31 protein-coding genes are annotated in these 20,915 nt (G+C 66.3%); 23 read left to right on the top strand and 8 right to left on the bottom strand.

Features of this window, described 5'->3' with window-relative positions; genetic code table 11:
• Positions 1–10 precede the first annotated feature (10 nt).
• The 19 genes from rplB to AC6IW9_RS01955 all read left to right on the top strand — a co-directional run bounded on the left by rplB (position 11) and on the right by AC6IW9_RS01955 (position 9,996).
• On the top strand, positions 11–850 hold the full coding sequence (gene rplB / locus AC6IW9_RS02045) for a 50S ribosomal protein L2 (protein ID WP_497768528.1): 840 nt from the start codon (positions 11–13) through the stop codon (positions 848–850).
• A gap of 3 nt (positions 851–853) precedes the next feature.
• Positions 854–1,132: a 30S ribosomal protein S19 gene (gene rpsS / locus AC6IW9_RS02040; protein WP_497768525.1), complete on the top strand. Its 279-nt coding sequence runs from the start codon at positions 854–856 to the stop codon at positions 1,130–1,132.
• 6 nt (positions 1,133–1,138) lie between these two features.
• The gene (gene rplV, locus AC6IW9_RS02035) at positions 1,139–1,525 is read left to right on the top strand and encodes a 50S ribosomal protein L22 (protein WP_222576190.1); all 387 of its coding nucleotides are present in this window, start codon (positions 1,139–1,141) and stop codon (positions 1,523–1,525) included.
• Between the two features lie 18 nt (positions 1,526–1,543).
• Positions 1,544–2,287, top strand: coding sequence for a 30S ribosomal protein S3 (gene rpsC, locus AC6IW9_RS02030; RefSeq protein ID WP_497768522.1), 744 nt, complete (start codon positions 1,544–1,546; stop codon positions 2,285–2,287).
• An 18-nt stretch (positions 2,288–2,305) separates the two neighbouring features.
• Positions 2,306–2,719, top strand: a complete 414-nt coding sequence (gene rplP, locus AC6IW9_RS02025) for a 50S ribosomal protein L16 (protein WP_497768520.1) — start codon at positions 2,306–2,308, stop codon at positions 2,717–2,719.
• Positions 2,720–2,730: 11 nt separating this feature from the next.
• On the top strand, positions 2,731–2,946 hold the full coding sequence (rpmC, locus tag AC6IW9_RS02020) for a 50S ribosomal protein L29 (protein WP_497768517.1): 216 nt from the start codon (positions 2,731–2,733) through the stop codon (positions 2,944–2,946).
• 9 nt (positions 2,947–2,955) lie between these two features.
• Positions 2,956–3,198 carry a 30S ribosomal protein S17 gene (rpsQ, locus tag AC6IW9_RS02015; protein WP_222576194.1) on the top strand — a complete coding sequence of 81 codons (243 nt, stop codon included), beginning with the start codon at positions 2,956–2,958 and terminating at the stop codon, positions 3,196–3,198.
• Positions 3,199–3,284: 86 nt separating this feature from the next.
• A complete protein-coding gene (rplN, locus tag AC6IW9_RS02010; RefSeq protein ID WP_497768514.1) occupies positions 3,285–3,653 on the top strand; it encodes a 50S ribosomal protein L14 in 369 nt (122 codons plus the stop codon).
• Positions 3,653–3,970 carry a 50S ribosomal protein L24 gene (gene rplX / locus AC6IW9_RS02005; protein WP_497768512.1) on the top strand — a complete coding sequence of 106 codons (318 nt, stop codon included), beginning with the start codon at positions 3,653–3,655 and terminating at the stop codon, positions 3,968–3,970. The genes rplN and rplX overlap by 1 nt, the downstream gene beginning before the upstream one ends.
• Positions 3,963–4,640 (top strand): 50S ribosomal protein L5, encoded by a 678-nt coding sequence (rplE, locus tag AC6IW9_RS02000; RefSeq protein ID WP_497768510.1) that lies wholly within the window; start codon positions 3,963–3,965, stop codon positions 4,638–4,640. The genes rplX and rplE overlap by 8 nt, the downstream gene beginning before the upstream one ends.
• Before the next feature lie 41 nt (positions 4,641–4,681).
• A complete protein-coding gene (rpsN, locus tag AC6IW9_RS01995; protein WP_497768508.1) occupies positions 4,682–4,987 on the top strand; it encodes a 30S ribosomal protein S14 in 306 nt (101 codons plus the stop codon).
• Positions 4,988–4,999: 12 nt separating this feature from the next.
• Positions 5,000–5,398 (top strand): 30S ribosomal protein S8, encoded by a 399-nt coding sequence (gene rpsH / locus AC6IW9_RS01990; RefSeq protein ID WP_497768506.1) that lies wholly within the window; start codon positions 5,000–5,002, stop codon positions 5,396–5,398.
• Between the two features lie 34 nt (positions 5,399–5,432).
• Entirely contained in the window at positions 5,433–5,966 is a 534-nt protein-coding gene (gene rplF / locus AC6IW9_RS01985; protein ID WP_497768503.1) for a 50S ribosomal protein L6, read from the top strand.
• Positions 5,967–5,977: 11 nt separating this feature from the next.
• On the top strand, positions 5,978–6,340 hold the full coding sequence (rplR, locus tag AC6IW9_RS01980) for a 50S ribosomal protein L18 (RefSeq protein WP_497768501.1): 363 nt from the start codon (positions 5,978–5,980) through the stop codon (positions 6,338–6,340).
• A 193-nt stretch (positions 6,341–6,533) separates the two neighbouring features.
• Positions 6,534–7,106: a 30S ribosomal protein S5 gene (gene rpsE / locus AC6IW9_RS01975; protein WP_497768499.1), complete on the top strand. Its 573-nt coding sequence runs from the start codon at positions 6,534–6,536 to the stop codon at positions 7,104–7,106.
• Positions 7,107–7,121: 15 nt separating this feature from the next.
• Complete coding sequence (gene rpmD / locus AC6IW9_RS01970) at positions 7,122–7,310, top strand: 50S ribosomal protein L30 (protein WP_497768496.1); 189 nt, start codon at positions 7,122–7,124, stop codon at positions 7,308–7,310.
• A gap of 10 nt (positions 7,311–7,320) precedes the next feature.
• On the top strand, positions 7,321–7,803 hold the full coding sequence (gene rplO / locus AC6IW9_RS01965) for a 50S ribosomal protein L15 (RefSeq protein WP_497768493.1): 483 nt from the start codon (positions 7,321–7,323) through the stop codon (positions 7,801–7,803).
• A gap of 253 nt (positions 7,804–8,056) precedes the next feature.
• The gene (gene secY, locus AC6IW9_RS01960; RefSeq protein WP_497768490.1) at positions 8,057–9,391 is read left to right on the top strand and encodes a preprotein translocase subunit SecY; all 1,335 of its coding nucleotides are present in this window, start codon (positions 8,057–8,059) and stop codon (positions 9,389–9,391) included.
• Positions 9,388–9,996 (top strand): adenylate kinase, encoded by a 609-nt coding sequence (locus tag AC6IW9_RS01955; RefSeq protein WP_497768488.1) that lies wholly within the window; start codon positions 9,388–9,390, stop codon positions 9,994–9,996. Before secY ends, AC6IW9_RS01955 begins: the two co-directional genes overlap by 4 nt.
• A gap of 116 nt (positions 9,997–10,112) precedes the next feature.
• Here AC6IW9_RS01955 and AC6IW9_RS01950 read toward each other — a convergent pair whose 3' ends face one another.
• Entirely contained in the window at positions 10,113–11,360 is a 1,248-nt protein-coding gene (locus AC6IW9_RS01950) for a metallophosphoesterase family protein (protein WP_497768484.1), read from the bottom strand.
• 214 nt (positions 11,361–11,574) lie between these two features.
• On the opposite strand from AC6IW9_RS01950, the gene AC6IW9_RS01945 reads away from it, so the two are divergent.
• Positions 11,575–11,898 (top strand): YMGG-like glycine zipper-containing protein, encoded by a 324-nt coding sequence (locus tag AC6IW9_RS01945; RefSeq protein WP_497768480.1) that lies wholly within the window; start codon positions 11,575–11,577, stop codon positions 11,896–11,898.
• A 30-nt stretch (positions 11,899–11,928) separates the two neighbouring features.
• Here the strand turns inward: AC6IW9_RS01945 and AC6IW9_RS01940 are convergent, their stop codons facing one another.
• From AC6IW9_RS01940 to AC6IW9_RS01920, 5 genes are all read right to left on the bottom strand, one after another.
• Positions 11,929–12,636 carry an acid phosphatase gene (locus AC6IW9_RS01940; RefSeq protein WP_497768476.1) on the bottom strand — a complete coding sequence of 236 codons (708 nt, stop codon included), beginning with the start codon at positions 12,634–12,636 and terminating at the stop codon, positions 11,929–11,931.
• 308 nt (positions 12,637–12,944) lie between these two features.
• The gene (locus AC6IW9_RS01935; protein WP_497768472.1) at positions 12,945–13,736 is read right to left on the bottom strand and encodes a PopZ family protein; all 792 of its coding nucleotides are present in this window, start codon (positions 13,734–13,736) and stop codon (positions 12,945–12,947) included.
• 193 nt (positions 13,737–13,929) lie between these two features.
• Positions 13,930–15,372, bottom strand: coding sequence for a TolC family outer membrane protein (locus tag AC6IW9_RS01930; protein ID WP_497768470.1), 1,443 nt, complete (start codon positions 15,370–15,372; stop codon positions 13,930–13,932).
• A gap of 75 nt (positions 15,373–15,447) precedes the next feature.
• Positions 15,448–16,170, bottom strand: a complete 723-nt coding sequence (locus AC6IW9_RS01925) for a protein-L-isoaspartate O-methyltransferase family protein (protein ID WP_497768467.1) — start codon at positions 16,168–16,170, stop codon at positions 15,448–15,450.
• A 230-nt stretch (positions 16,171–16,400) separates the two neighbouring features.
• Positions 16,401–16,862 carry an RrF2 family transcriptional regulator gene (locus AC6IW9_RS01920; RefSeq protein WP_497768464.1) on the bottom strand — a complete coding sequence of 154 codons (462 nt, stop codon included), beginning with the start codon at positions 16,860–16,862 and terminating at the stop codon, positions 16,401–16,403.
• A gap of 244 nt (positions 16,863–17,106) precedes the next feature.
• On the opposite strand from AC6IW9_RS01920, the gene AC6IW9_RS01915 reads away from it, so the two are divergent.
• Complete coding sequence (locus tag AC6IW9_RS01915; RefSeq protein WP_497768461.1) at positions 17,107–17,610, top strand: Lrp/AsnC family transcriptional regulator; 504 nt, start codon at positions 17,107–17,109, stop codon at positions 17,608–17,610.
• A 68-nt stretch (positions 17,611–17,678) separates the two neighbouring features.
• A complete protein-coding gene (cysK, locus tag AC6IW9_RS01910) occupies positions 17,679–18,650 on the top strand; it encodes a cysteine synthase A (RefSeq protein ID WP_497768459.1) in 972 nt (323 codons plus the stop codon).
• A gap of 6 nt (positions 18,651–18,656) precedes the next feature.
• On the opposite strand, the gene AC6IW9_RS01905 is transcribed toward cysK, so the two are convergent.
• Together AC6IW9_RS01905 and AC6IW9_RS01900 are read right to left on the bottom strand one after the other, a co-directional pair.
• Complete coding sequence (locus AC6IW9_RS01905; RefSeq protein ID WP_497768456.1) at positions 18,657–18,995, bottom strand: hypothetical protein; 339 nt, start codon at positions 18,993–18,995, stop codon at positions 18,657–18,659.
• A 36-nt stretch (positions 18,996–19,031) separates the two neighbouring features.
• Positions 19,032–19,982 (bottom strand): aspartate carbamoyltransferase catalytic subunit, encoded by a 951-nt coding sequence (locus tag AC6IW9_RS01900; RefSeq protein WP_497768453.1) that lies wholly within the window; start codon positions 19,980–19,982, stop codon positions 19,032–19,034.
• Between the two features lie 184 nt (positions 19,983–20,166).
• Here AC6IW9_RS01900 and AC6IW9_RS01895 point away from each other — a divergent pair, with 184 nt between their 5' ends.
• Positions 20,167–20,658: an SH3 domain-containing protein gene (locus AC6IW9_RS01895; protein ID WP_497768450.1), complete on the top strand. Its 492-nt coding sequence runs from the start codon at positions 20,167–20,169 to the stop codon at positions 20,656–20,658.
• Positions 20,659–20,915: the final 257 nt, after the last annotated feature.

Here is a 20,915-nt window from a genome sequence, read left to right as displayed (position 1 = left end):
GACAAGAACCATGGCGCTGAAGACATTCAAGCCGGTCACGCCGAGCCTTCGCCAGCTCGTCATCGTCGACCGCAGCGATCTCTATAAGGGCAAGCCGGTCAAGACGCTGACCGAGGGCAAGACGCAGAAAGGCGGCCGCAATAATCTCGGCCGCGTGACCGTGCGCTTCCGCGGCGGCGGCCACAAGCAGGCCTATCGCCTCGTCGACTTCAAGCGCCGCAAGCTCGATGTCACGGCGAAAGTGGAGCGGATCGAATATGATCCGAACCGCACCGCCTTCATCGCGCTCATCCGCTACGCCGACGGCGAACTGTCCTATATTCTCGCGCCGCAGCGCCTCTCCGCAGGCGACGAGGTGATCGCCGGCAACCAGGTCGATGTGAAGCCCGGCAACGCCATGCCGATCGGCAACATCCCGGTCGGCACGATCGTGCATAACGTCGAGGTGAAGATCGGCAAGGGTGGCGCGATCGCGCGCTCGGCGGGAAATTACGCGCAGATCGTCGGCCGCGATCAGGGTTACGTCATCATCCGTCTCAATTCCGGCGAGCAGCGCTTGGTGCATGGCCAGTGCTTCGCGACGATCGGCGCCGTATCGAACCCCGACCATATGAATATTTCGCTCGGCAAGGCAGGCCGCAATCGCTGGCTCGGCCGCCGTCCGCACAATCGCGGCGTCACCATGAACCCGGTCGACCATCCGCACGGCGGCGGCGAGGGCCGCACCTCGGGCGGCCGTCATCCGGTCACGCCCTGGGGCAAGCCGACCAAGGGCAAGAAGACCCGCACGAACAAGCAGACCGACAAATTCATCGTGTCCTCGCGGCACGCCAAGAAGAAGAAGGGCTGATCCATGACTCGCTCTATCTGGAAAGGCCCGTTCGTCGACGGCTATCTGCTGAAGAAGGCGGAGACCGCGCGCGCGTCGGGACGCAACGAGATCATCAAGATCTGGAGCCGCCGCTCCACCATCCTGCCGCAGTTCGTCGGGCTCACCTTCGGCGTCCACAATGGTCACAAGCATGTTCCGGTGCTCGTTTCCGAGGACATGATCGGCCACAAGTTCGGCGAGTTTTCCCCGACGCGCACCTTCCACGGCCATGCCGCGGACAAGAAGGCGAAGAGAGGCTGATATCCCATGTCCAAGCCGAGCAATCCGCGCGCGCTCGCCGACAATGAAGCGAAGGCCGTCGCCAACACGCTGCGCGTCTCCCCGCAGAAGCTCAATCTTCTCGCCCAGCTCATCCGCGGCAAGAAGGTCGATCGCGCTCTGGCCGATCTCGAGTTCTCCCGCAAGCGCATCGCGCATGAGGTGAAGAAGACGCTCGAGAGCGCCATCGCCAATGCGGAGAACAATCACGGCCTCGACGTCGACGACCTCATCGTCGCGCAGGCCTTCGTCGGCAAGTCGCTCGTCATGAAGCGCTTCGCCGCCCGGGCGCGCGGCCGCTCGAGCCGCATCGAGAAGCCTTTCGCGAATCTGACCATCATCGTCCGCGAAGTCGAAGCGCCGGCGAAGGCGTAATCTAAAGAGGAGCAAACGATGGGTCAGAAGGTCAATCCGATCGGTCTGCGCCTCGGCGTCAACCGCACTTGGGATTCGCGCTGGTTCGCCAACAAGGGCGAATACGCCAAGCTTCTGCACGAGGATCTGGCGATCCGCGCGGCGGTCGCCAAGCAATTGAAGCAGGCGGCGGTGTCGCGCATCGTCATCGAGCGCCCGCACAAGAAGTGCCGCGTGACCATTCACTCGGCGCGTCCGGGCGTCGTCATCGGCAAGAAGGGCGCGGATATCGACAAGATCCGCAAGCTGGTCGGCAGACTGACCGGCAGCGAGGTCGTCATCAACATCGTCGAGGTGAGGAAGCCCGAGGTCGAGGCGACGCTCGTCGCCGATTCGATCGCGCAGCAGCTCGAGCGCCGCGTCGCCTTCCGCCGCGCGATGAAGCGCGCCGTGCAGTCGGCGATCCGCCTCGGCGCGCAGGGCATCCGCATCAATTGCTCGGGCCGTCTCGGCGGCGCCGAGATCGCCCGTCTCGAATGGTATCGCGAGGGCCGTGTGCCGCTGCACACGCTGCGCGCCGATGTCGACTACGGCGTCGCCACCGCGCACACCGCTTATGGCGCCTGCGGAATCAAAGTGTGGATCTTCAAGGGCGAGATCCTCGAGCATGATCCGATGGCTCAGGACAAGCGTCTCGCCGAGCAGGCCGCGGGCGGCGGAGAACGCGACCATCATGGCGAGCGTCGCCGCCGCGAGCCGCGCGAACCGCGCGACGCGGCTTAAACTCGAGAGCAACGCATCATGCTGCAACCCAAGCGCACCAGATTCCGCAAGGCCTTCAAGGGCCGCATCCACGGGAACGCCAAGGGCGGCTTCTCGCTCAACTTCGGCCAGTTCGGGCTGAAGGCCCTGGAGCCGGAGCGCGTGACGGCGCGCCAGATCGAGGCGGCCCGCCGCGCCATGACGCGCCACATGAAGCGCGCCGGACGCGTGTGGATCCGCATCTTCCCGGACGTTCCGGTGTCGAAGAAGCCGACCGAGGTGCGCATGGGCAAGGGCAAGGGCGCGCCGGAGCTCTGGGCCGTGCGCGTCGCGCCGGGCCGCATCATGTTCGAGGTCGACGGCGTCTCCGGACAGCTGGCGCGCGAGGCTCTGACGCTCGCCGCCGCCAAGCTGCCGATCAAGACGCGCTTCGTCGAGCGCATCGCCGAGTGAGGGCTTTCGAGATGAGCACGACCAAGCAACGCGTTTCCGATCTTCGCGCTCAGTCCGAGGATCAGCTGAACGACGAGGTCCTGAAGCTGAAGAAGGAGCAGTTCAACCTGCGCTTCCAGCGGGCGACGGGACAGCTCGAGAACACCGCGCGCGTGCGGGTCGTTCGCCGCGACATCGCCCGCGCCAAGACCATCGCCGCGCAGAAGCGCGCCGAAAAGCTGAGTTGAGAGGGCGCAATGCCGAAGCGAATTCTCCAGGGCGTCGTCGTCAGCGACAAGCAGGAAAAGACCGTGGTGGTGAAGGTGGAGCGCCGCTTCACCCATCCGCTGTTCAAGAAGACCGTGCGGCGGACCAAGAACTATCACGCTCATGACGAAGAGCGGCAGTTCAAGGTCGGCGACGAGGTGGCCATCGAGGAGACGGCGCCGATCTCGCGACTGAAGCGCTGGAAGGTCATCGGCGTCGTCGGGAAGGCCTGACGCGACGGAACGTCAAATCGTGAAATGGTTTTCCCGGACGAAGTCGGGCGACCGAAACCAGACCGGGACCAAAGGCGGGACGAGCCATGATACAGATGCAGACAAATCTCGATGTCGCCGATAATTCGGGCGCCCGCCGCGTCATGTGCATCAAGGTGCTGGGCGGCTCGAAGCGCAAATATGCCGGGGTCGGCGACATCATCGTCGTCTCGATCAAGGAGGCGATTCCGCGCGGCCGCGTGAAGAAGGGCGACGTGCTGAAGGCGGTCGTCGTGCGCACGTCGAAGGACATCAAGCGCGCCGACGGCTCGGTGATCCGTTTCGATTCCAATGCGGCGGTGCTGATCAACAATCAGCAGGAGCCGATCGGCACGCGCATCTTCGGACCGGTGCCGCGCGAGCTGCGCGCCAAGAACCATATGAAGATCATCTCGCTCGCGCCGGAGGTGCTGTAATGGCCGCCAAGATCAAGAAAGGCGACAAGGTCGTCGTTCTCACCGGCCGCGACAAGGGCCGCTCGGGCCAGGTGCTGCAGGTGCTGCCGAGCGAAGGCCGCGCGGTGGTCGAGGGCGTCAATCTCGTCAAGCGCCATCAGCGCCAGACGCGGACGCAAGAGGCAGGCATCGTCACCAAGACGGCGCCGATCGACCTCTCCAATCTCGCGATCGCCGATCCCAAGGACGGCCAGCCGACGCGCGTCGGATTCAAGATTCTCGAAGACGGCCGCAAGGTCCGCTTCGCCAAGCGTTCCGGAGAACAGATCGATGGCTGAGGAAAAGAAGCCGAAGGCCGCCAAGGCTCCGAAGGGAGAGGGCAAGGCCGGCAAGGCGAAAGCCGCTCCCGAGGCCGCGCACGCCGAATCCTCTTCGGCCGCGAAGGCGGTTCTGCCGGAGGGTCCCTATACGCCGCGCATGAAGACGCACTATGAAGAGGTCGTGCGGCCGAAGCTCACCGAGCAGTTCGGCTATAAGAACGCCTTCGAAGTGCCGGCGATCGAGAAGATCGTGCTCAACATGGGCGTCGGCGAGGCGGTCAACGACAGCAAGAAGGTGACGGCTGCGGCCGCCGACCTCGGGCTCATCGCGGGCCAGAAGCCCGTGGTGACGCGCGCCCGCAAGGCGATCTCGACCTTCAAGGTGCGCGAGAACATGCCGATCGGCGCCAAGGTGACTCTGCGCAAGACGCGCATGTACGAGTTCCTGGATCGCCTGATCACGATCGCGCTGCCGCGCGTGCGCGACTTCCGCGGGCTCAATCCGAAGTCCTTCGACGGCCGCGGCTCCTATGCGCTCGGCATCAAGGAGCACATCGTGTTCCCGGAGATCGACTACGACAAGGCCGAGTCGATCCTCGGCATGGACGTCATCGTCGTCACGACGGCGAAGACAGACGATGAGGCGCGCGCTCTGCTGCACGCGTTCAATTTCCCGTTCCGGCAGTGAGGCGATCGAGAGTCTCAGACGCGGAAACCGAAGGCGAGACCATGGCCAAGAAGAGTTCGATCGAGACCAACAAGCGCAGGGCGAAGCTCGCCAAGGCCTATGCGGGCCGCAGAGAGCGGCTGAAGGCCAAGGCGAATGACGAGGCGCTGACGCCGGAGGAGCGGTTCGAGGCGCGTCTCAAGCTCGCCGAGCTGCCGCGCAATTCGGCCGCGATCCGCATCCGCAACCGCTGCGAAGTGTCGGGCCGCCCGCGCGCCTTCTATCGCAAGCTGAAGCTGTCGCGCGTCGCTCTGCGCGAGCTCGGCTCGCGGGGGCTCATCCCCGGTCTCGTGAAGTCCAGCTGGTAAGGGAGAGCGCTCATGTCGATCAGCGATCCGTTGGGCGATCTGCTCACCCGCATCCGCAATGCTCAGCTGCGCCGCAAGGACAAGGTTTCGACCCCGGGCTCGCGCCTGCGCGGTCATGTGCTCGACGTGCTCAAGGAAGAAGGCTACATCCGCGGCTATACGACCACGGATTTCAGCAACGGTCGCACCGAGTTCGAGATCGAGCTGAAATATTACGACGGCGAGCCCGTCATTCGGCAGATCGAGCGCGTCTCGCGTCCGGGCCGGCGCGTCTATGCGGGCGTCGACAAGACTCCGCGCGTCGCCAACGGCCTCGGCATCACCATCGTGTCGACGCCCAAGGGCGTCATGGCCGATCATAAGGCCCGCGAGAACAATGTCGGCGGCGAGGTGCTGGCGAAGGTCTTCTGACCTTCGCTCCAGCGATCGAGAATAGGAATCTACCATGTCTCGTATCGGCAAGAAGCCCGTCATCGTGCCGGCCGGCGTCACCGCCAAGGTCGACGGCCAGCTCGTGCAGATCAAGGGCGCGAAGGGCGAGCTGCAGTTCCGCGTGCCGGACGATGTCGCGGTTACCTGCGAAGGTAATGCGATCAAGGTCGATCCGCGCTCGCAGACGAAGCGCGCCCGCGCGCTGTGGGGCACCTCGCGCGCGCAGGTGAACAATCTGGTCGTCGGCGTCACGGCGGGCTTCGAGAAGAAGCTCGAGATCAACGGCGTCGGCTATCGCGCCGCGGTCCAGGGCAAGAATCTGCAGCTCGCGCTCGGCTATTCGCACGACGTGAACTATCCGATTCCGGCCGGCATCAACATCGTGACGCCGAAGCCGACCGAGATCGCCATTTCCGGCATCGACAAGCGCCAAGTGGGGCAGGTCGCGGCCGAGATCAGAGCGTTGCGCGGCCCCGAGCCCTATAAGGGCAAGGGCGTCAAATACGCCGGCGAATTCATCTTCCGCAAGGAAGGCAAGAAGAAGTAAGGACGCCAGCCATGGCAAAGGACGTCAATGCACTCGACCGCCGCAAGGCGCGGGTCCGCCGCAGCATTCGGGCGCGCGCCTATGGCCGTCCGCGTCTGTCGGTGTTCCGCTCCTCGGAGCAGATCTATGCGCAGATCATCGACGACGAGAAGGGCGTGACGCTGGTCTCGGCGTCGACTCTCGAGAAGGCCAACCGCGAGAGCCTCGCGACCGGCGCCAACAAGGAGGCGGCGCATATCGTCGGCAAGCAGATCGCCGAGCGCGCCATCGCCAAGGGCATCACCGAAGTGGTGTTCGACCGCGGAGCGTATATCTATCACGGCCGCGTGCAGGCGCTGGCCGAGGGCGCCCGTGAGGGGGGGCTGCAGTTTTGATCCCTTCTCCCGTTCGCGGGAGAAGGCGTCGCTGCGAAGCAGCGACGGATGAGGGCCGCTGCGACTAGGTCGGATGATGGCCTGAGGGGCCCTCACCCGACCTCGCTTCGCGAGGCCACCCTCTCCCGCAGGCGGGAGAGGGAGGAACACCCAAGCGAGCGGCGATCCTGCCGCGTAAGTGACGGAAGAGAAAATGGCGCGTGAACCAGAAGGCGGCCGCGGCCGCGACCGAGATCGGGAAGACCGCGACAGCGAATTCGTGGACCGTCTGGTCCACATCAATCGCGTCGCCAAAGTGGTGAAGGGCGGCCGGCGCTTCGGCTTCGCCGCGCTGGTCGTCGTCGGCGACCAGAAGGGCCGGGTCGGCTATGGCCATGGCAAGGCGCGCGAAGTGCCGGAAGCGATCCGCAAGGCGACGGAAGCCGCCAAGCGCGCGCTGATCCGCGTGCCGCTGCGCGAGGGCCGCACGCTGCATCACGACGTCAACGGCCGCCATGGCGCGGGCCGCGTCGTGCTGCGCGCGGCGCCGCCCGGCACCGGCATCATCGCCGGCGGCCCGATGCGCGCCGTGTTCGAGACGCTCGGCGTCCACGACATCGTCGCCAAGAGCCAGGGCTCGTCCAACCCCTACAATATGATCCGCGCAACCTTCGACGCGCTGGAGCGCGAGGACTCGCCGCGTTCCGTCGCCGCGCGCCGGTCTCTCAAGGTTTCGGCCCTGCAGGCGCGCCGCCAGGGCGCCGAGGCCGAGGCGGTCGACGCCTGAGAGGAGCGCTGAGCGATGACCGACAAGAAGATCACCGTGGAGCAGACCGGCAGCGCCATCGGCCGGCCGGACCGCCAGCACAAGACTCTGCTCGGCCTCGGCCTGACCCGCATCGGCCGCCGCCGCACGCTCGAGGACACGCCCGCCGTGCGCGGGATGATCGCCAAAGTGGCGCATCTCGTCAAAATCGTCGACGAGAAGTGAGGGCTCCGACATGAAGCTCAACGAACTCTCCGACAATCCCGGCGCCGGCAAGGATCGCATGCGCGTCGGCCGCGGCATCGGCTCCGGCAAGGGCAAGACCTGCGGACGCGGCGTCAAGGGCCAGAAGGCCCGCACCGGCGTCTCCGTGAAAGGCTTCGAAGGCGGCCAGATGCCTCTGCATCGCCGTTTGCCCAAGCGCGGCTTCCACAATCCGTTTCCGACGGATTACAACGAGGTCAATCTCGGCCGCATTCAGCAGGCGGTCGAGGCCGGCAAGCTCGACGCCGCAGCGCCGGTGACGGTCGAGGCGCTGATCGCCGCCGGCGTCGTCGCCAAGGCGCGCGACGGCGTAAAGATCCTCGGCAATGGCAAGCTCGAGGCGAAGCTCGCCTTCGAGGTGGCCGCGGCGTCCAAGGGAGCCGTGGCGGCGATCGAAGCCGTCGGCGGAACGATCAAGCTGCTCGCGGGAGCGGTCGAGCCGGCTTCGGCCTGAGCCGAACATCGCAGGCGGAGGGGCGGCGAGGCCCAGCAAAAAACTGGCGGGCCGCCGCTCCGTCGTGATACGGAGTCGCCGGGACGAGCCGGCGACGAAGAGCGCAAACGTTTTTTTCGCCGCTTTCGACCGACAATAATGCGCCGGGTCCGGCGAAATGCGCCGGAAGAAAAACGGAGCGCGGCGTCGTGGCGTGACGCTGCGGCGCTTCGACGCTCAAAGCAACGCGCGGCGCGCGACAGGGAGCCCCGCAATGGCATCGGCAGCCGAACAGCTCGCGGCCAACGTCAATTTCTCCGCTTTCGGCAAGGCGGAAGAGCTCAAGAAGCGCATCTGGTTCACGCTCGGCGCGCTGATCGTCTATCGACTCGGCACCTATATTCCGCTGCCCGGCATCGACCCCGACGCTTTCGCCAAGAGCTTTTTCGGCCAGTCCAAGGGCGTGCTCGAGCTGTTCAACATGTTCGCCGGCGGCGCCGTTCAGCGCAGCGCCATCTTCGCGCTGAACATCATGCCCTACATCTCCGCCTCCATCATCATCCAGCTCTTGACGACGGTCATTCCGACGCTCGAGCAGGTGAAGAAGGAGGGCGAGCAGGGCCGCAAGGTCCTCAATCAATATACGCGCTATCTCACCGTCGTTCTCGCCACATTCCAGGCCTATGGCATGGCGATCGGCCTCGAGGGCCAGCAGGGCGTCGTCACCGAGCCGGGTCTGTTCTTCCGCCTGACGACGGTCGTCACCCTCGTCGGCGGCACCATGTTCCTGATGTGGCTCGGCGAGCAGATCACCTCGCGCGGCATCGGCAACGGGTCGTCGCTCATCATCTTCGCCGGCATCGTCGCCGCCTTCCCGGCGGCGATTCTCAGCACTTTGGAGCTCGGCCGCCAGGGCGCGATCTCGACCGGCATCATCCTCGGCGTGCTGGCGATGTCTTTCTTCGTCATCGCCTTCATCGTCTATATGGAGCGGGCGCAGCGGCGTCTGTTGATCACTTATCCGAAACGCCAGCACGGCAATCGCGTCTATGAAGGGCAGACGTCCTTCCTGCCGCTGAAGCTCAACACCTCGGGCGTCATTCCGCCGATCTTCGCCTCCTCGCTGCTGCTGCTGCCGACGACGATCGCCAATTTCTACCAGACGCAGGGCACGGATAACATCTTCGCGACGATCTCCGCCTATTTCGGGCACGGGCGGCCGCTCTATATGCTGTCCTATGTGGCGCTGATCGTGTTCTTCGCCTTCTTCTACACGGCGATCGTCTTCAATCCGACGGAAACGGCCGACAATCTGAAGAAGCACGGCGGCTTCATCCCGGGCATTCGTCCGGGCGAGCGCACCGCGAAGTTCATCGACGACGTGCTGATGCGCATCACCGTGCTCGGCGCCGCCTATCTCGCGGTGATCTGCCTCTTGCCGGAGATGCTGATCTCCTACGCCAATCTGCCCTTCTATTTCGGCGGCACATCGCTACTGATCGTCGTGAGCGTCACCATGGACACCGTCGCGCAGATCCACGGCCACCTCCAGGCCCATCAATACGAAGGGCTGATCCGCAAGACGAAGCTGCGCGGGCGGCGCAAATGAGGCTGGTGCTTCTCGGCCCCCCCGGCGCGGGCAAGGGAACGCAGTCGGCACGGCTCGTCGCCAAATATGCGATTCCCCAGCTCTCGACCGGCGACATGCTGCGCGCCGCCGTCGAGGCGCGGACGCCCATCGGTCTCCAGGCGAAGGAGATCATGGACAGTGGCGCGCTCGTGCCGGACGAGGTCGTCGTCGGCATCATCGGCCAGCGCATCAAGGAGAAGGACGCCGCGCGCGGCTTTATTCTCGACGGTTTTCCGCGCACGGTCGCGCAGGCGCGCGCGCTGGACGAACTGCTGCAACGCGAAGGCCAGCGGCTCGATGCGGTGATCGAGCTCAGCGTCGATGAAAATGCGCTGCTCGCGCGGATGCAGAAGCGCGTCGCGGAGACCATCGCGACCGGAGGATCGGTGCGAGCCGACGACAACCCGCAGGCGTTCAAGACGCGGCTCGAGGCCTATCGCAGCCAGACAGCCCCGGTCTCGCATTATTATGCGGACAAGGGTGAGCTGAAACAGGTCGACGGCATGAAGCCGGTCGACGCGGTGAGCGCGGCGATCGATGCGGCGCTCACCCCCGCCGACCGCAAGGCGGTCGGCGGGAACTGACGACGAATTCCACTCCTTCATCCAGAGGCTTTTTGCCGGTGGCAAAAGCCTCGAAGGATGCTCCGGAGGCGCGTGAGGCTCCCCCGCCCTTCGAAACCGCCCGCTTGGCGGGCTCCTCATGGCGAAGGATCGCCTTTTCCATCGCAATCGAGCTTGCGTTCGCGCAACAGGCAGCTCAGCAGCGATTTGCCTTCCGCGTCGACGTCCGTCACACGCCAATCGGCGGTTGCGCGCTCGAGCGTGACGAAGCCGAATACGCCGCCGACGCTGCGGCCTTGCTCGACGGTGACGCGATCGATCTTCAGATCGTCGAAATTCGCCGGCACGAACATGTCCATGGCGTCGCCGCCATGGCCGGCGACGATCTGGGCCGGAAAATCTTCCACATAGCTTGCCACCTGAAATGTATGGAGATGGCCCGAGAGGATCGCCTGCACATTGGCAGGCAAGCCGGCGCGCGCCGCTTCGCCCAGCGTCTTGTTGTCGCCGACGCTCGCGCCCGCGATCACGCGAATGGTCGAATAGATCGGTTTGTGGAAGGCGTACCAGACGGGGCCTCGAACAGCCTGCGCCGCTGTGAGTTCGCGCGCGAAGACCGGCGCGAGCGCGGGATCGACCGCGCGATCCTCCGCCGCGGTGACATCCATGACGAGGAGAGTCGGGCCGCCGAGATCGACCGAATAGGTCGACTCTCGCGTCGTGCAGGCGTCTCCCTCGATGGGAAAGGGCGACAGCAACCGCGCCCAGCCGCGCCGGCCGCGCTCGCAATTCTCGTGATTGCCGCGCACGAACACGAAGGGCGCGGCGGCGAGGAGCGGCGCGGCGGGATCGAAGAAATCCGCTCTCCACGCCTCCCAATTGTCGCCATACGGCGAGCCCGCGCAGGACCCGCGTAGCGGCGGGCAGGCGCTCTCGCGATAATAATAATCGCCGACATGCAGGACGAGCTCCGGCGCCCGCGCTGCGGCGGTCATCGCCACGCGCGCGAAGGGCCATCCTTCCGGCGAATTGCATTCCTGCCAGTAGAGTCCCTTCAGCCGGCATCCGGTGTCGCCGATGACGATCAGCCTGTCGACGCGCGGCGGCGGCAGCGGCAGCGCGCGGCCGTCGATCGATGCGCGCGCCGCGCCGCGCGGAAGATCGAGCGCGCAGACCAGGATCGGGAAAGCCTCGTCGGGCTGCGCGCGCGGCGCCATTGCGGCGGGCGCGCCGTCGATTTCGGCCGGCGGACACGCCGTCTGCCGGGTGACGGCGCGCGCTTGCAGCCCTGCCGCTGTGAATTGGACCCAGGCGTAAGATTCACCGGCGTGGGCCGGCGGCGGCGCGGCGAATCCGAACGCGGCCGCCGCGACCACGACGCGCATCGCGGGCCCGAGCAGAGCGAACGCTCGAATTGTCCATGTTTCGGTAACCTCGCCATCCGACAATCGCGCCGGCCGCGCGCCTTTTTTCCGCCGGCTTGCGCCGCTTGTCTCGAACGTAGCCGTCCCGGCGCCGACTGATTCGGTCGCGCCGCGCGGCGCGGCGTCGGCGGCGCGGGCGTGAGTGCGCGGGCTGGTCGGAAGGGAGAGACGCTTCATGAAACGCATTCTCATCATGGCGACGGCGCTGGCGTCAGCGGCGTCGCTCTCGGCTTGCAATACGCCCGGCGAGCGCGCCACGGGCGGCGCGCTGCTCGGCGGCGCCAGCGGCGCGGCGATCGGCGCCGCGGCCTCCGGCGGACGCGCCGGCGGCACGCTCGCGGGCGCGGCGCTCGGCGCCGCGACCGGCGCCGTGGTCGGCGCCGCGACGGCTCCCCAGCCGGAGCCCGGCTATTATCCGCCGCCCCCGCCGCGGTGCGCGCGCTGGGGCTGGGACGATTACGGCAACCGCGTCTGCATACGCTACTATCGCTCCTACTGATACGGCCGGGACGCGCCGCGTCCCATATGCTCAGTCGGCGCGCGCCGTTCCCAGCGCGCGTCGCAGCTCCGCCTTCGCGGCGGCGAGCTCCTCGCGATAGCGCGGATCGAGCGCGATGACGGCGTGCAGCGCATAAGCGGCGAGCCGGCCGGCGGCGACGTCGCTCGGATAATGCACGCCGCAGACGAGCCGGTTGCGGCCATATTCGTCCGCCCGCGCCAGAATGGCGTCGCGCCTCTCCGGCGCCAGGTCGACGAGCGTCAGCGCCAGCACATAGCCGAGCGTCGTATGGCCGCTCGGATAGGAATCGTCCTTTTCCGTCGTCTTGCAGGCGGGGTGCAGCGTCCTGTCGACCTTATAGGGACGCGGGCGATGGAATTCCGTCTTCGTCTCCTCGTTCGCCTCGTGCTCGTCACGGGCGAGTCTCGCGCCGAGAGCGTCCAGCGCCGGAAGATTTTCCTTGGCGAATTTGTCGCCGAAGACGTTTCTGAACAGGAACACGCTCTTGTCGGCGGCGTCCGCTCTCGCCTCGGCGACATCCTCTTCCGAGCGCGTCGCCTCGATTCGATGCAGCTCCGCGAGCTCCGCCTCGTCCGCCGATGAGCCCGGCTCCGGCGGCGTAGGCAGATGCCGATGCGGGTCGACGCTCTCGGTGAAAGCGAGCCCGCTTTCGCGGGCCGGCGCCGAAGCCGCGCAGAGCGGCAGGAGAAAAACGAGCGCGGCGAGAAGAGGCTTCATTCCGGAGGAACCGCGCGGCCGATAGGATTCGTAAGGCGCGCATGGCTCCGACCGCTCGATTGCCCGGCGCGCGGCCTCTCCTTTAGTCGAAAATGCTCAGAAAGGCGACCTCGCCTCCATGGCGATCGGGTAAAGGCTTCCTCATGCCGATGGAGGCTCCGAAGGAGCCGTCCGAAGCCCGCGAAGACCTTCGTTCCGTGATCCGGAGCTCGTCCTCGTGCTTTAAGGACGTCCGCTTCGCGGACTCCTCGGCATGAGGGCGAGAACCAAGGTCCTTCACCCGAGCGTCCTCACCTCGTCTCTCGCCTTCACCGCCGTCCGCGGGCGACGCGCTCGATCTCGGCTCGCACGAGCTTCTCGACGATATGGGGCAGGTTGTCGTCCAGCCATTGCTTCAGCAGCGGGCGCAGCAGATCGCGCGCATAGCGCTCGATGAGATCCGATTCGCTGATCACGATGCTCGCCGCCAGAGCCTGGAAATGCGAAGCGATCGAATTGGCCGCGTCGGGAGAGACGAGGGCGGGGGAGGCGTCCTCCTCCTGCCCTTCATCCGGCTGTGCAGCCCTCGCCTCCGGCTCGTAGCGGCCGGCCTCGCGCAGATCGTCGGTCGTTTCGTCTTCCTCCGGTGCGCGCGCATCCTGATCGGCGTCGATCGCCCACCGGCTCTGTTCTTCGGAGGGCTCGTCGTCCACGGTGAGATCCTCGGCTGGCGGATGACCGGCGCGCAGCCAGAATTCGCCGGACTCCTCCGAGACTTTCGCCTCGACGACCGGTCTCGTATCGGGCTCGACCTCTTCGATGGGCGTGAGAGCGACGACGGAGGGGCGGACAGGCCCCAGGGCGGCGACGGCAGGGGACGAGGGGCGACGCGATTCGGACGCGGCTACGGGAGTCGCTGCTCGCGGGTCCGCCTGCTTCGGAGCTTCGGCCGCCGCCGGCGGCCGTCTGTCCTTCTCCCGTTCTCGGCGAATGACGGGAAGAGCGTCGTCATCGGCGATGATACGCCGGATGGACGCCAAAATCTCTTCCATCGACGGCTCGTGCGAACGGCGCTCGGCGTCGAGCGAGGTCGGATTGATCGAAGCGTTCATTGCGCTCATGGATGTCGTGCTTCTCGTGTCATCGCGGAGGACGAAAAAGCCCCAGGCCGCGCGCTCCCGTCGCGTTGTCCCCGGCGACGAGAGACATCATCGGACAATTCCGCACAGTCGTAAAACCACGTGATTGTGCGGAGCCGACTTAATCACATGCTTTTTTCGCTTTTGGGTAGAAACAGCGCCCGTGCGCGCGGGTTCAGCGGCCGTCGCTCGCGCCGGTCCCGATCCAACGGTCCTTCACCTCCTCGAAATGCGCGCGCGGATCATAAACCGCGACATCGAGTCCGAGCATCGTCGCGGACAGGCGCCCGATCGCGCCGAGCGCGGCGTAAGAGGCGACGACGCGGTCGCGCTGCGCAGTGACCACGGCGACGCGCGCATTGAGCAGCGAATATTGCGCATTGAGCACGTCCAGCGTCGTGCGCTGGCCGACCTGCGCCTCCTCGCGCACGCCCTGCAAGGCCATTTCCGCCGCCTTCACCGCGGCCTGGCCCGAGACGATCGACGCTCTGGCCGTCTCGAGTTGACCATAGCTCGACACGACGCTGGCCCGCACGCTGTCGCGCTGCAGATCGGCGTTGAAGCGCGCCTGGCCCAATTGCTCTTTCGCTTGCCGAATCGAGGCGTATTCCGCGCCGCCTTGATAGATCGGCACATTGAGCCGGCCGGTCGCCGAGGCCGAGAATTGTCGCGTCGCCGGCGAACCGAGGAACGAATCATATTGCTGGGCGATCTGCGCGCCGACCGACAGGGTGGGGGCGAGAGCGCCTTCCGCCACTTTCACGGCATGCTCGGCGGAGTCGACCTGACGGAGAGCGGCGACGACGCCCGGGTGCTCGACCAGCGCGACCGCGACCGCCCGATCCAGCGATTTCGGCAGCAGAGAATCGACGGCTCGCGCCGGCTGCAAATTCTTCGGCTCGGATCCGATGATCTGCCGGTAATTGGCGATGGTGGTCTTCAGCTGCGACTGCGCGCCGTAGAATTCGGTGCGCGCCTGGGCGAGCGTCGCCTCCGCCTGGGCGACGTCGGTGCGCGTCACCTCGCCGACCTCGTAGCGGTCGCGCGTCATGCGCAGCTGCTGCTCGAGAACCGCGATATTGTTCTTGCGCAGGCCGAGCACGGCCGCATCGCGCAGCACATTCATATAAGCGGTGGCGCCGTTCTGCAGAATCGCCTGCTCTGTGAGGCGCAAGCCGGCGCGCGCCGCGTCGATTCCCGCCACGGCCTGGCGCACCGCCGCGCCGGTGCGTCCGCCGTCGTATAGGGTCTGCGACAAGTCGAGCGCCGCGCCGCGCGGATAGCCGAGATATTCGTCGTACGAATAAGCGCGGCCGCCGGTCGGCATATTGCGCCCGGCGGGAATCTTGATGTTGGAGAATTGCGGTCCCGCATTGGCGGTGATGGCGGCGTGCGGGCGCAGGCCGGCCGCTGCCTTGGGCGCCTCCTCGTCGCGCGCGCGGACGCTCGCCCTCTGCTGCTGGAGATCGGGATTGGCGTGATAGGCCTGGGCCAGCGCCGATTTCAGGGTCTCGGCGCGCGCCGGCCCGAGCAATGGCAGGACGGCGAGCATGCCGGCGCCGATGGCCCGCGCAAGGCCGCGCCTGCCCCACACCGCACGCTCGACGACGAGACGCATACCGAACGACCCACTCTCGGGCGACGCTTCCGGAACGGAGCGCCGCGTCGCGCTTCGTTCCGGCGACGAAGGTCTCTAGAACACGAAGGCCGGAGCTTTGGCGAAACCTTCGAGCACGGGCGCGGAAGCGTCGAACAGCGCGCGCGCCCCCGCGGGCTGGCCGCCCGAGCGATCGAAGCGAGTTACCGCCCATCCGGCGTCCGCCTCGGGCTTGGCGATCGCCAGAAGGCGACCGTCGGCGGTCAGTTGCGACTCGAGGGCGTCGAGCCCTGTCTCGATTGCGCCTTCGATGACGATGAGATCGAAAGGCGCCGCAGCAGGGACGCCGGCGGGCAGCGGACCCTCCTCGACGCGCACGCCGGAAAGGCCCAGCGCGTCGAGATGGCTGCGCGCCGCCGCGGCGAGGCGCGCCTCGCTCTCCAGCGCGACGACCTCACGGGCGAGCGGCGCGATCAGCGCCGCGGAATAGAAGGCGCCGCCGCCGATGAGCAGCACACGATCGTTCTCGCGAATCTCCGCCTCCTGCAGGATGCGCGCGAGAATGAGCGGCGGCAGCAACTGGCGCAGCGGACGGCCGCGCTCGGACTTGAGCGTCAGCGGCAGATCCGAATAGGCGAGGGGGACGAGATCGTGCGGGAGGAAGAGTTCCCGCGGCACGGTGAGGAAGCGCCGCAGCAGCGGCAGATCGGTCACATCGAAAGTGCGCAGCTGCCGCTCGACCATGGTCTGGCGCAGAGCGGCGGTCGCCGCGCCGAGGTGCGAATGCGTTTCTGCGGGGATCTCAGCAGCTTCGGCCATCGATAATCCGGCGTCGCGCCGGCCTCTCGCGGTTTTCGCCCCAGCGGCCGCCGGTCCGCCGCGCGAATGCCCGCCTTTGACACGACCTCGGGAGAGGACGTCCGCCGACGGGCCGGCTCCCTGGCCGCGGACGCTGATCGACATGCGCCGCGCTCGCACATGAGCTCGGCCTTGCGCGCTTTATAGGTTCGCGCCGCGCGCATGTCCATGCCGTCGCGCGCGCTGCTCCGTCAATTCTCTCCGAGCGCCGGCGCCGGTTCGCAGGGCTCGGCGCCTTCTCCCAGCGCGCGCATCTGGGCGAGGGTGCGATTGTCCAGCACGCTGGCGATGGCGTCCCGCGCCTCCACCATCACCAGGCGGACCGTGCAGCGCGCCTCGTTCTCGCAATCGTCGCAGCGGCGATAGACCGTGCGGCTGGCGCATTGGATCGGCGCGAGCGGTCCGTCGAGCACCCGTATGACGGCGCCGACGCGGATGTCCTCCGCGGGGCGGGCGAGAGTGTATCCGCCGCCTTTGCCCTTCTTGGAATGGACGAAGCCGGCGTTGCGCAGCTCGCCGAGAATGGCGTCGAGAAATTTCTTCGGAATCTGATTGGCCGCGGCGATATTGGCGACGAGGGCGGTCCGGCCGGGCTCGAAGCCGGCGAGATAGATCATGGCCTTCAGCCCGTATTTCGCTTTCTTCGTCAGCATGAAGCGACGCCTTCCTGGAGTTCTTCTCGCTTGTCGGGGGAGGGATTTCGAAGGAGGTCGGCGCACACGCGATCCGTCGTCGCGCGGAGACCCTGATCGTCCGTCGCGTCCGTCCCCCGCCGCATCGCGGCGGAAGACGATCTTGACATGCTATACTAATTTTGTGGACTATAGGATTATTCCTCTTCGAGCGGTCCTGTGCCTCGTTCGGCCGGACTGCGACCAGAACGGGCGGTACGGGCCAATGGACGCGATCGATCGCCATATCTTGTCTATTCTACAGGAAGACGCGTCGCTTTCGATCGCCGAAATCGCCGCGCGCGTCGGCCTGTCGCAGACGCCCTGCTGGAAGCGCATTCAGCGCCTCGAGGCGAGCGGCGTGCTTCAGGGCCGGGTCGCGCTGCTGTCGCCGGAAAAGCTCGGGCTCGGCCTCACCGTCTATGTGTCGGTGGTCGCCGGCGAGCATTCGGACGTCTGGCTCGAGCGCTTCACCCGCGCCGTGGCGGAGATGCCGCAAGTCGTCGAATTCTATCGCATGGCGGGGGACGTCGACTATGTGCTACGTGTCGTCGTGCCGGACATGGCGGCTTTCGACGAGTTCTACAAACGTTTGATCGCGATCGCGCCGCTGCGCAACGTCGTCTCCCGCTTCGCCATGGAGCGCATCAAGGCGACGACGGCGCTGCCGCTGGAATCGATCGCGGTTCCGCCGCGTATGCGCCGCGTCGCGGAGGCGGCGGCGGAGTAGCGCGAAGCTTGCAAGGCGAGGTCGCCTTCTGAATCCGAAGGACGAGGAACAGCCAGGGAGCACATTTCATGTCGGAATCAGCGATCGCCCATACGCCCGGACGCGGGCGCGTCTATCAATCGATCACCGAGACGATCGGCGACACGCCGCTCGTTCGCTTCGACCGGCTCGCCAAGGAGAAAGGGGTCAAGGCCAATCTCCTCGGCAAGCTTGAGTTCTTCAATCCGCTTGCCAGCGTCAAGGACCGCATCGGCGTCAATCTGATCGACTCGCTCGAAAAGAGCGGCCGGATCGCGCCGGGCAAGACCCTGCTCATCGAGCCGACCTCCGGCAACACCGGCATCGCGCTCGCTTTCGTCGCCGCGGCGCGCGGCTATCGCCTGATCCTGGTCATGCCCGAATCCATGTCGCTGGAGCGTCGCCGCGTTCTCGCCCTGCTCGGCGCCGAACTGGTGCTGACGCCGGCGGCCCAGGGCATGAAGGGCGCGGTGGCCAAGGCCGGGGAGCTCGCCGCCGAGAACCCGGACTCGGTCATTCCGCAGCAGTTCGAAAATCCCGCCAATCCGGAGATTCACCGGCTGACCACGGCCGAGGAGATCTGGAACGACACCAATGGCGAGGTCGATTATTTCATCTCCGGCGTCGGCACCGGCGGCACCATCACCGGCGTCGGCCAGGTTCTGAAGCCGCGGCGTCCGAGCCTCAAGATCGTCGCCGTGGAGCCCGAGGATTCGGCGGTTCTGTCCGGCCGCCCGCCGGGACCGCACAAAATCCAGGGCATCGGCGCCGGCTTCGTGCCGCCGATCCTCGACCGCGGCGTCATCGACGAAATCATCACCATCGGCAATCAGACGGCCTTCGAGACGGCGCGCCAGCTCGCCCGCGTCGAGGGCATTCCGGTCGGCATCTCCTCCGGCGCGGCGGTCGCCGCCGCGCTCGAGATCGCCGCGCGGCCGGAGGCCGAGGGCAAGAACATCGTGCTCATCATCCCGGATTTCGCCGAGCGCTATTTGTCGACCGCGCTATTCGAGGGAGTTTGAGCTCCATCAATGCGGACGCGGCGCGGCTTTGCCGCGCCGCTCCACGTAGCGGCGCCACATCCGCCCGGTCATATAGCCGACGGCGGAAATGAAGAAATAAATCAACAGGAGCCACAAGAGCCGCTCGCTGGCGCTCGCGGATTTGTCCGAGATCGCGATGCGTCCTTCGAAGAACAAGTCCACGCCGACGCCAAAGCCGAAGGTCAGGACGAAGACGCTCCACCAAGGCGCTCGCAGAAAGCCGGCGGCGAGCGCCGCCGTCAGCCCGAGGACGCCTATTCCATTGACGAATTGATGGAGAACGCTTTCGAGAAACAGCGTGATCAGCCGTAGGATCTTCAGCATGAGGAGCCCCCTGCGATCGGCGGACGCGCCGTCATTCTACACATTCGGGAGATGTTGCGCGAGCGCCTCCAGCACCGCCATGCGCACGGCGACGCCCATCTCCACCTGATCCCGAATCAGCGAGCGGGCGCCGTCGGCCACGCCCGAGTCGATCTCGACTCCGCGGTTCATCGGCCCCGGATGCATCACCAGCGCGTCCGGCGCGGCAAAGCCCAGCTTCTCCTCGTCGAGTCCGAAGAAATGGAAATATTCGCGCGGGCTCGGCACGAAGGCGCCGTTCATGCGCTCGCGCTGCAGCCGCAGCATCATCACGATATCGGCGCCCGCGAGACCGGCGCGCATCTCGTGAAACACCTCGACCCCCAGCCGCGCGAGCGAATCGGGCGCGAGCGTCGAGGGCCCGACGACGCGCACGCGCGCGCCGAGCGCGCCGAGCAGCAGAATATTGGAGCGCGCGACGCGCGAATGCAGCACGTCGCCGCAGATGGCCACGGTGAGTCCCTCGATGCGGCCCTTGTGGCGGCGGATCGTCAAGGCGTCGAGCAGCGCCTGCGTCGGATGCTCATGCGCGCCGTCGCCCGCGTTGACCACGGCGCAATCGACCTTGCGCGCGAGCAGATGCACGGCGCCGGCCTGCGCATGGCGGATCACCAGAATATCGGGGCGCATGGCGTTGAGAGTCGTCGCCGTGTCGACGAGTGTCTCGCCCTTCTTCTCCGAGGAGTTGGCGACCGACATGTTCATCACATCGGCGCCGAGGCGTTTTCCGGCGATCTCGAAGGAGGCCTGGGTGCGGGTCGACGCCTCGTAGAACAGATTGACCTGCGTGCGGCCGCGCAGGGTCGCGCGCTTCTTCTCCACCTGGCGTGAGACCTCGATCGCATCCTCGGCCATGTCGAGCAGAGTGACGATGTCCGGGCGCGACAGGCCCTCGATCCCGAGCAGATGGCGATGCGGAAAGAGGAGAGGCGTCGGTCTTTGCGGCATGAGAGCCGTCTATAGCAGCTTCTCACGCGCGAGCCATCCTGCGATGCGACGAGAATGCTCGAGAAATCCTGACCGAAATCGCTCGAAAGCGACGGCGGAACCAAGGACCCTGAAAGGAGTTTTCGGTCTTGCCCGAGCGGGACCTCTCTATCTCGACAATTTTCGTGAAAAACAGGAGATCGCCATGCAAATTCGGCCCGGCTCGCCGCTCGTCGCGGCGTTCTTTCTTTTCCTCGCGGCCTCCGCCACGGCGGCTCCGCGCATCGCGACCGACGTCTCCAATATGCGGTCCGGCCCCGGCGCGAAATGGCCGGTGATCGCGCAGATCCCCGCCGGTGCGAAGGTCCGGCTCGACAATTGCGGTCCCGGCTGGAAACGCGACTGGTGTCAGGTCCATTACAAAGGCAAGATGGGCTTCGTCCCCGCCAACACCCTCGCGCCGACCAGCAACAGCGTGGTCGTGGCTCCTCTGGTGACGCGCGACATCACGGCCGTGCGCTCCGGTCCCGGCAATAAATGGAAGGTGATCGCCACGATTCCGCCGGGCGAGAAGGTCGCCGCCTCCGGCTGCCAGCAGGGCTGGATGAACAAATGGTGCAAGGTGACCTATGAGGGCAAGTCGGGATATGTGGATCGCAACTATCTGAAGCGGAAGGGCGCGGTCTTCGCGCGATAGGGCGCGCGGTCGCGTCATTGCGAGGAGCGCGGCAGCGAAGCAATCCATATGTGGACGGCCCGCTCGCAAGTGTCTGAGAGAGACTTTTTCGATCGGATCGCTTGCGTCCATATGTCCGGCCTGTTCGATGCGGCCGCATCGGATCGCCGGCCGAGATGGGCTCCGCGAGGCGGGCTCCACATGAGTGGACGGCCCCGCTTCGCTTCGACGAAAAATCGTCTCCCGGCCGGATTTGACATATGCTCATCACGAGCATA

It is taken from the genome of Methylosinus sp. shoA (assembly GCF_059718125.1).
This window is presented reverse-complemented; position numbering and strand designations above follow the sequence as displayed.

Bases quoted from the DNA above. Each gene is read 5' to 3' on its own strand.
- rplB (WP_497768528.1), top strand. From the start codon at position 11: ATGGCGCTGAAGACATTCAAGCCGGTCACGCCGAGCCTTCGCCAGCTC.
- rpsS (WP_497768525.1), top strand. From the start codon at position 854: ATGACTCGCTCTATCTGGAAAGGCCCGTTCGTCGACGGCTATCTGCTG.
- rplV (WP_222576190.1), top strand. From the start codon at position 1,139: ATGTCCAAGCCGAGCAATCCGCGCGCGCTCGCCGACAATGAAGCGAAG.
- rpsC (WP_497768522.1), top strand. From the start codon at position 1,544: ATGGGTCAGAAGGTCAATCCGATCGGTCTGCGCCTCGGCGTCAACCGC.
- rplP (WP_497768520.1), top strand. From the start codon at position 2,306: ATGCTGCAACCCAAGCGCACCAGATTCCGCAAGGCCTTCAAGGGCCGC.
- rpmC (WP_497768517.1), top strand. From the start codon at position 2,731: ATGAGCACGACCAAGCAACGCGTTTCCGATCTTCGCGCTCAGTCCGAG.
- rpsQ (WP_222576194.1), top strand. From the start codon at position 2,956: ATGCCGAAGCGAATTCTCCAGGGCGTCGTCGTCAGCGACAAGCAGGAA.
- rplN (WP_497768514.1), top strand. From the start codon at position 3,285: ATGATACAGATGCAGACAAATCTCGATGTCGCCGATAATTCGGGCGCC.
- rplX (WP_497768512.1), top strand. From the start codon at position 3,653: ATGGCCGCCAAGATCAAGAAAGGCGACAAGGTCGTCGTTCTCACCGGC.
- rplE (WP_497768510.1), top strand. From the start codon at position 3,963: ATGGCTGAGGAAAAGAAGCCGAAGGCCGCCAAGGCTCCGAAGGGAGAG.
- rpsN (WP_497768508.1), top strand. From the start codon at position 4,682: ATGGCCAAGAAGAGTTCGATCGAGACCAACAAGCGCAGGGCGAAGCTC.
- rpsH (WP_497768506.1), top strand. From the start codon at position 5,000: ATGTCGATCAGCGATCCGTTGGGCGATCTGCTCACCCGCATCCGCAAT.
- rplF (WP_497768503.1), top strand. From the start codon at position 5,433: ATGTCTCGTATCGGCAAGAAGCCCGTCATCGTGCCGGCCGGCGTCACC.
- rplR (WP_497768501.1), top strand. From the start codon at position 5,978: ATGGCAAAGGACGTCAATGCACTCGACCGCCGCAAGGCGCGGGTCCGC.
- rpsE (WP_497768499.1), top strand. From the start codon at position 6,534: ATGGCGCGTGAACCAGAAGGCGGCCGCGGCCGCGACCGAGATCGGGAA.
- rpmD (WP_497768496.1), top strand. From the start codon at position 7,122: ATGACCGACAAGAAGATCACCGTGGAGCAGACCGGCAGCGCCATCGGC.
- rplO (WP_497768493.1), top strand. From the start codon at position 7,321: ATGAAGCTCAACGAACTCTCCGACAATCCCGGCGCCGGCAAGGATCGC.
- secY (WP_497768490.1), top strand. From the start codon at position 8,057: ATGGCATCGGCAGCCGAACAGCTCGCGGCCAACGTCAATTTCTCCGCT.
- AC6IW9_RS01955 (WP_497768488.1), top strand. From the start codon at position 9,388: ATGAGGCTGGTGCTTCTCGGCCCCCCCGGCGCGGGCAAGGGAACGCAG.
- AC6IW9_RS01950 (WP_497768484.1), bottom strand. From the start codon at position 11,360: ATGCGCGTCGTGGTCGCGGCGGCCGCGTTCGGATTCGCCGCGCCGCCG.
- AC6IW9_RS01945 (WP_497768480.1), top strand. From the start codon at position 11,575: ATGAAACGCATTCTCATCATGGCGACGGCGCTGGCGTCAGCGGCGTCG.
- AC6IW9_RS01940 (WP_497768476.1), bottom strand. From the start codon at position 12,636: ATGAAGCCTCTTCTCGCCGCGCTCGTTTTTCTCCTGCCGCTCTGCGCG.
- AC6IW9_RS01935 (WP_497768472.1), bottom strand. From the start codon at position 13,736: ATGAGCGCAATGAACGCTTCGATCAATCCGACCTCGCTCGACGCCGAG.
- AC6IW9_RS01930 (WP_497768470.1), bottom strand. From the start codon at position 15,372: ATGCGTCTCGTCGTCGAGCGTGCGGTGTGGGGCAGGCGCGGCCTTGCG.
- AC6IW9_RS01925 (WP_497768467.1), bottom strand. From the start codon at position 16,170: ATGGCCGAAGCTGCTGAGATCCCCGCAGAAACGCATTCGCACCTCGGC.
- AC6IW9_RS01920 (WP_497768464.1), bottom strand. From the start codon at position 16,862: ATGCTGACGAAGAAAGCGAAATACGGGCTGAAGGCCATGATCTATCTC.
- AC6IW9_RS01915 (WP_497768461.1), top strand. From the start codon at position 17,107: ATGGACGCGATCGATCGCCATATCTTGTCTATTCTACAGGAAGACGCG.
- cysK (WP_497768459.1), top strand. From the start codon at position 17,679: ATGTCGGAATCAGCGATCGCCCATACGCCCGGACGCGGGCGCGTCTAT.
- AC6IW9_RS01905 (WP_497768456.1), bottom strand. From the start codon at position 18,995: ATGCTGAAGATCCTACGGCTGATCACGCTGTTTCTCGAAAGCGTTCTC.
- AC6IW9_RS01900 (WP_497768453.1), bottom strand. From the start codon at position 19,982: ATGCCGCAAAGACCGACGCCTCTCCTCTTTCCGCATCGCCATCTGCTC.
- AC6IW9_RS01895 (WP_497768450.1), top strand. From the start codon at position 20,167: ATGCAAATTCGGCCCGGCTCGCCGCTCGTCGCGGCGTTCTTTCTTTTC.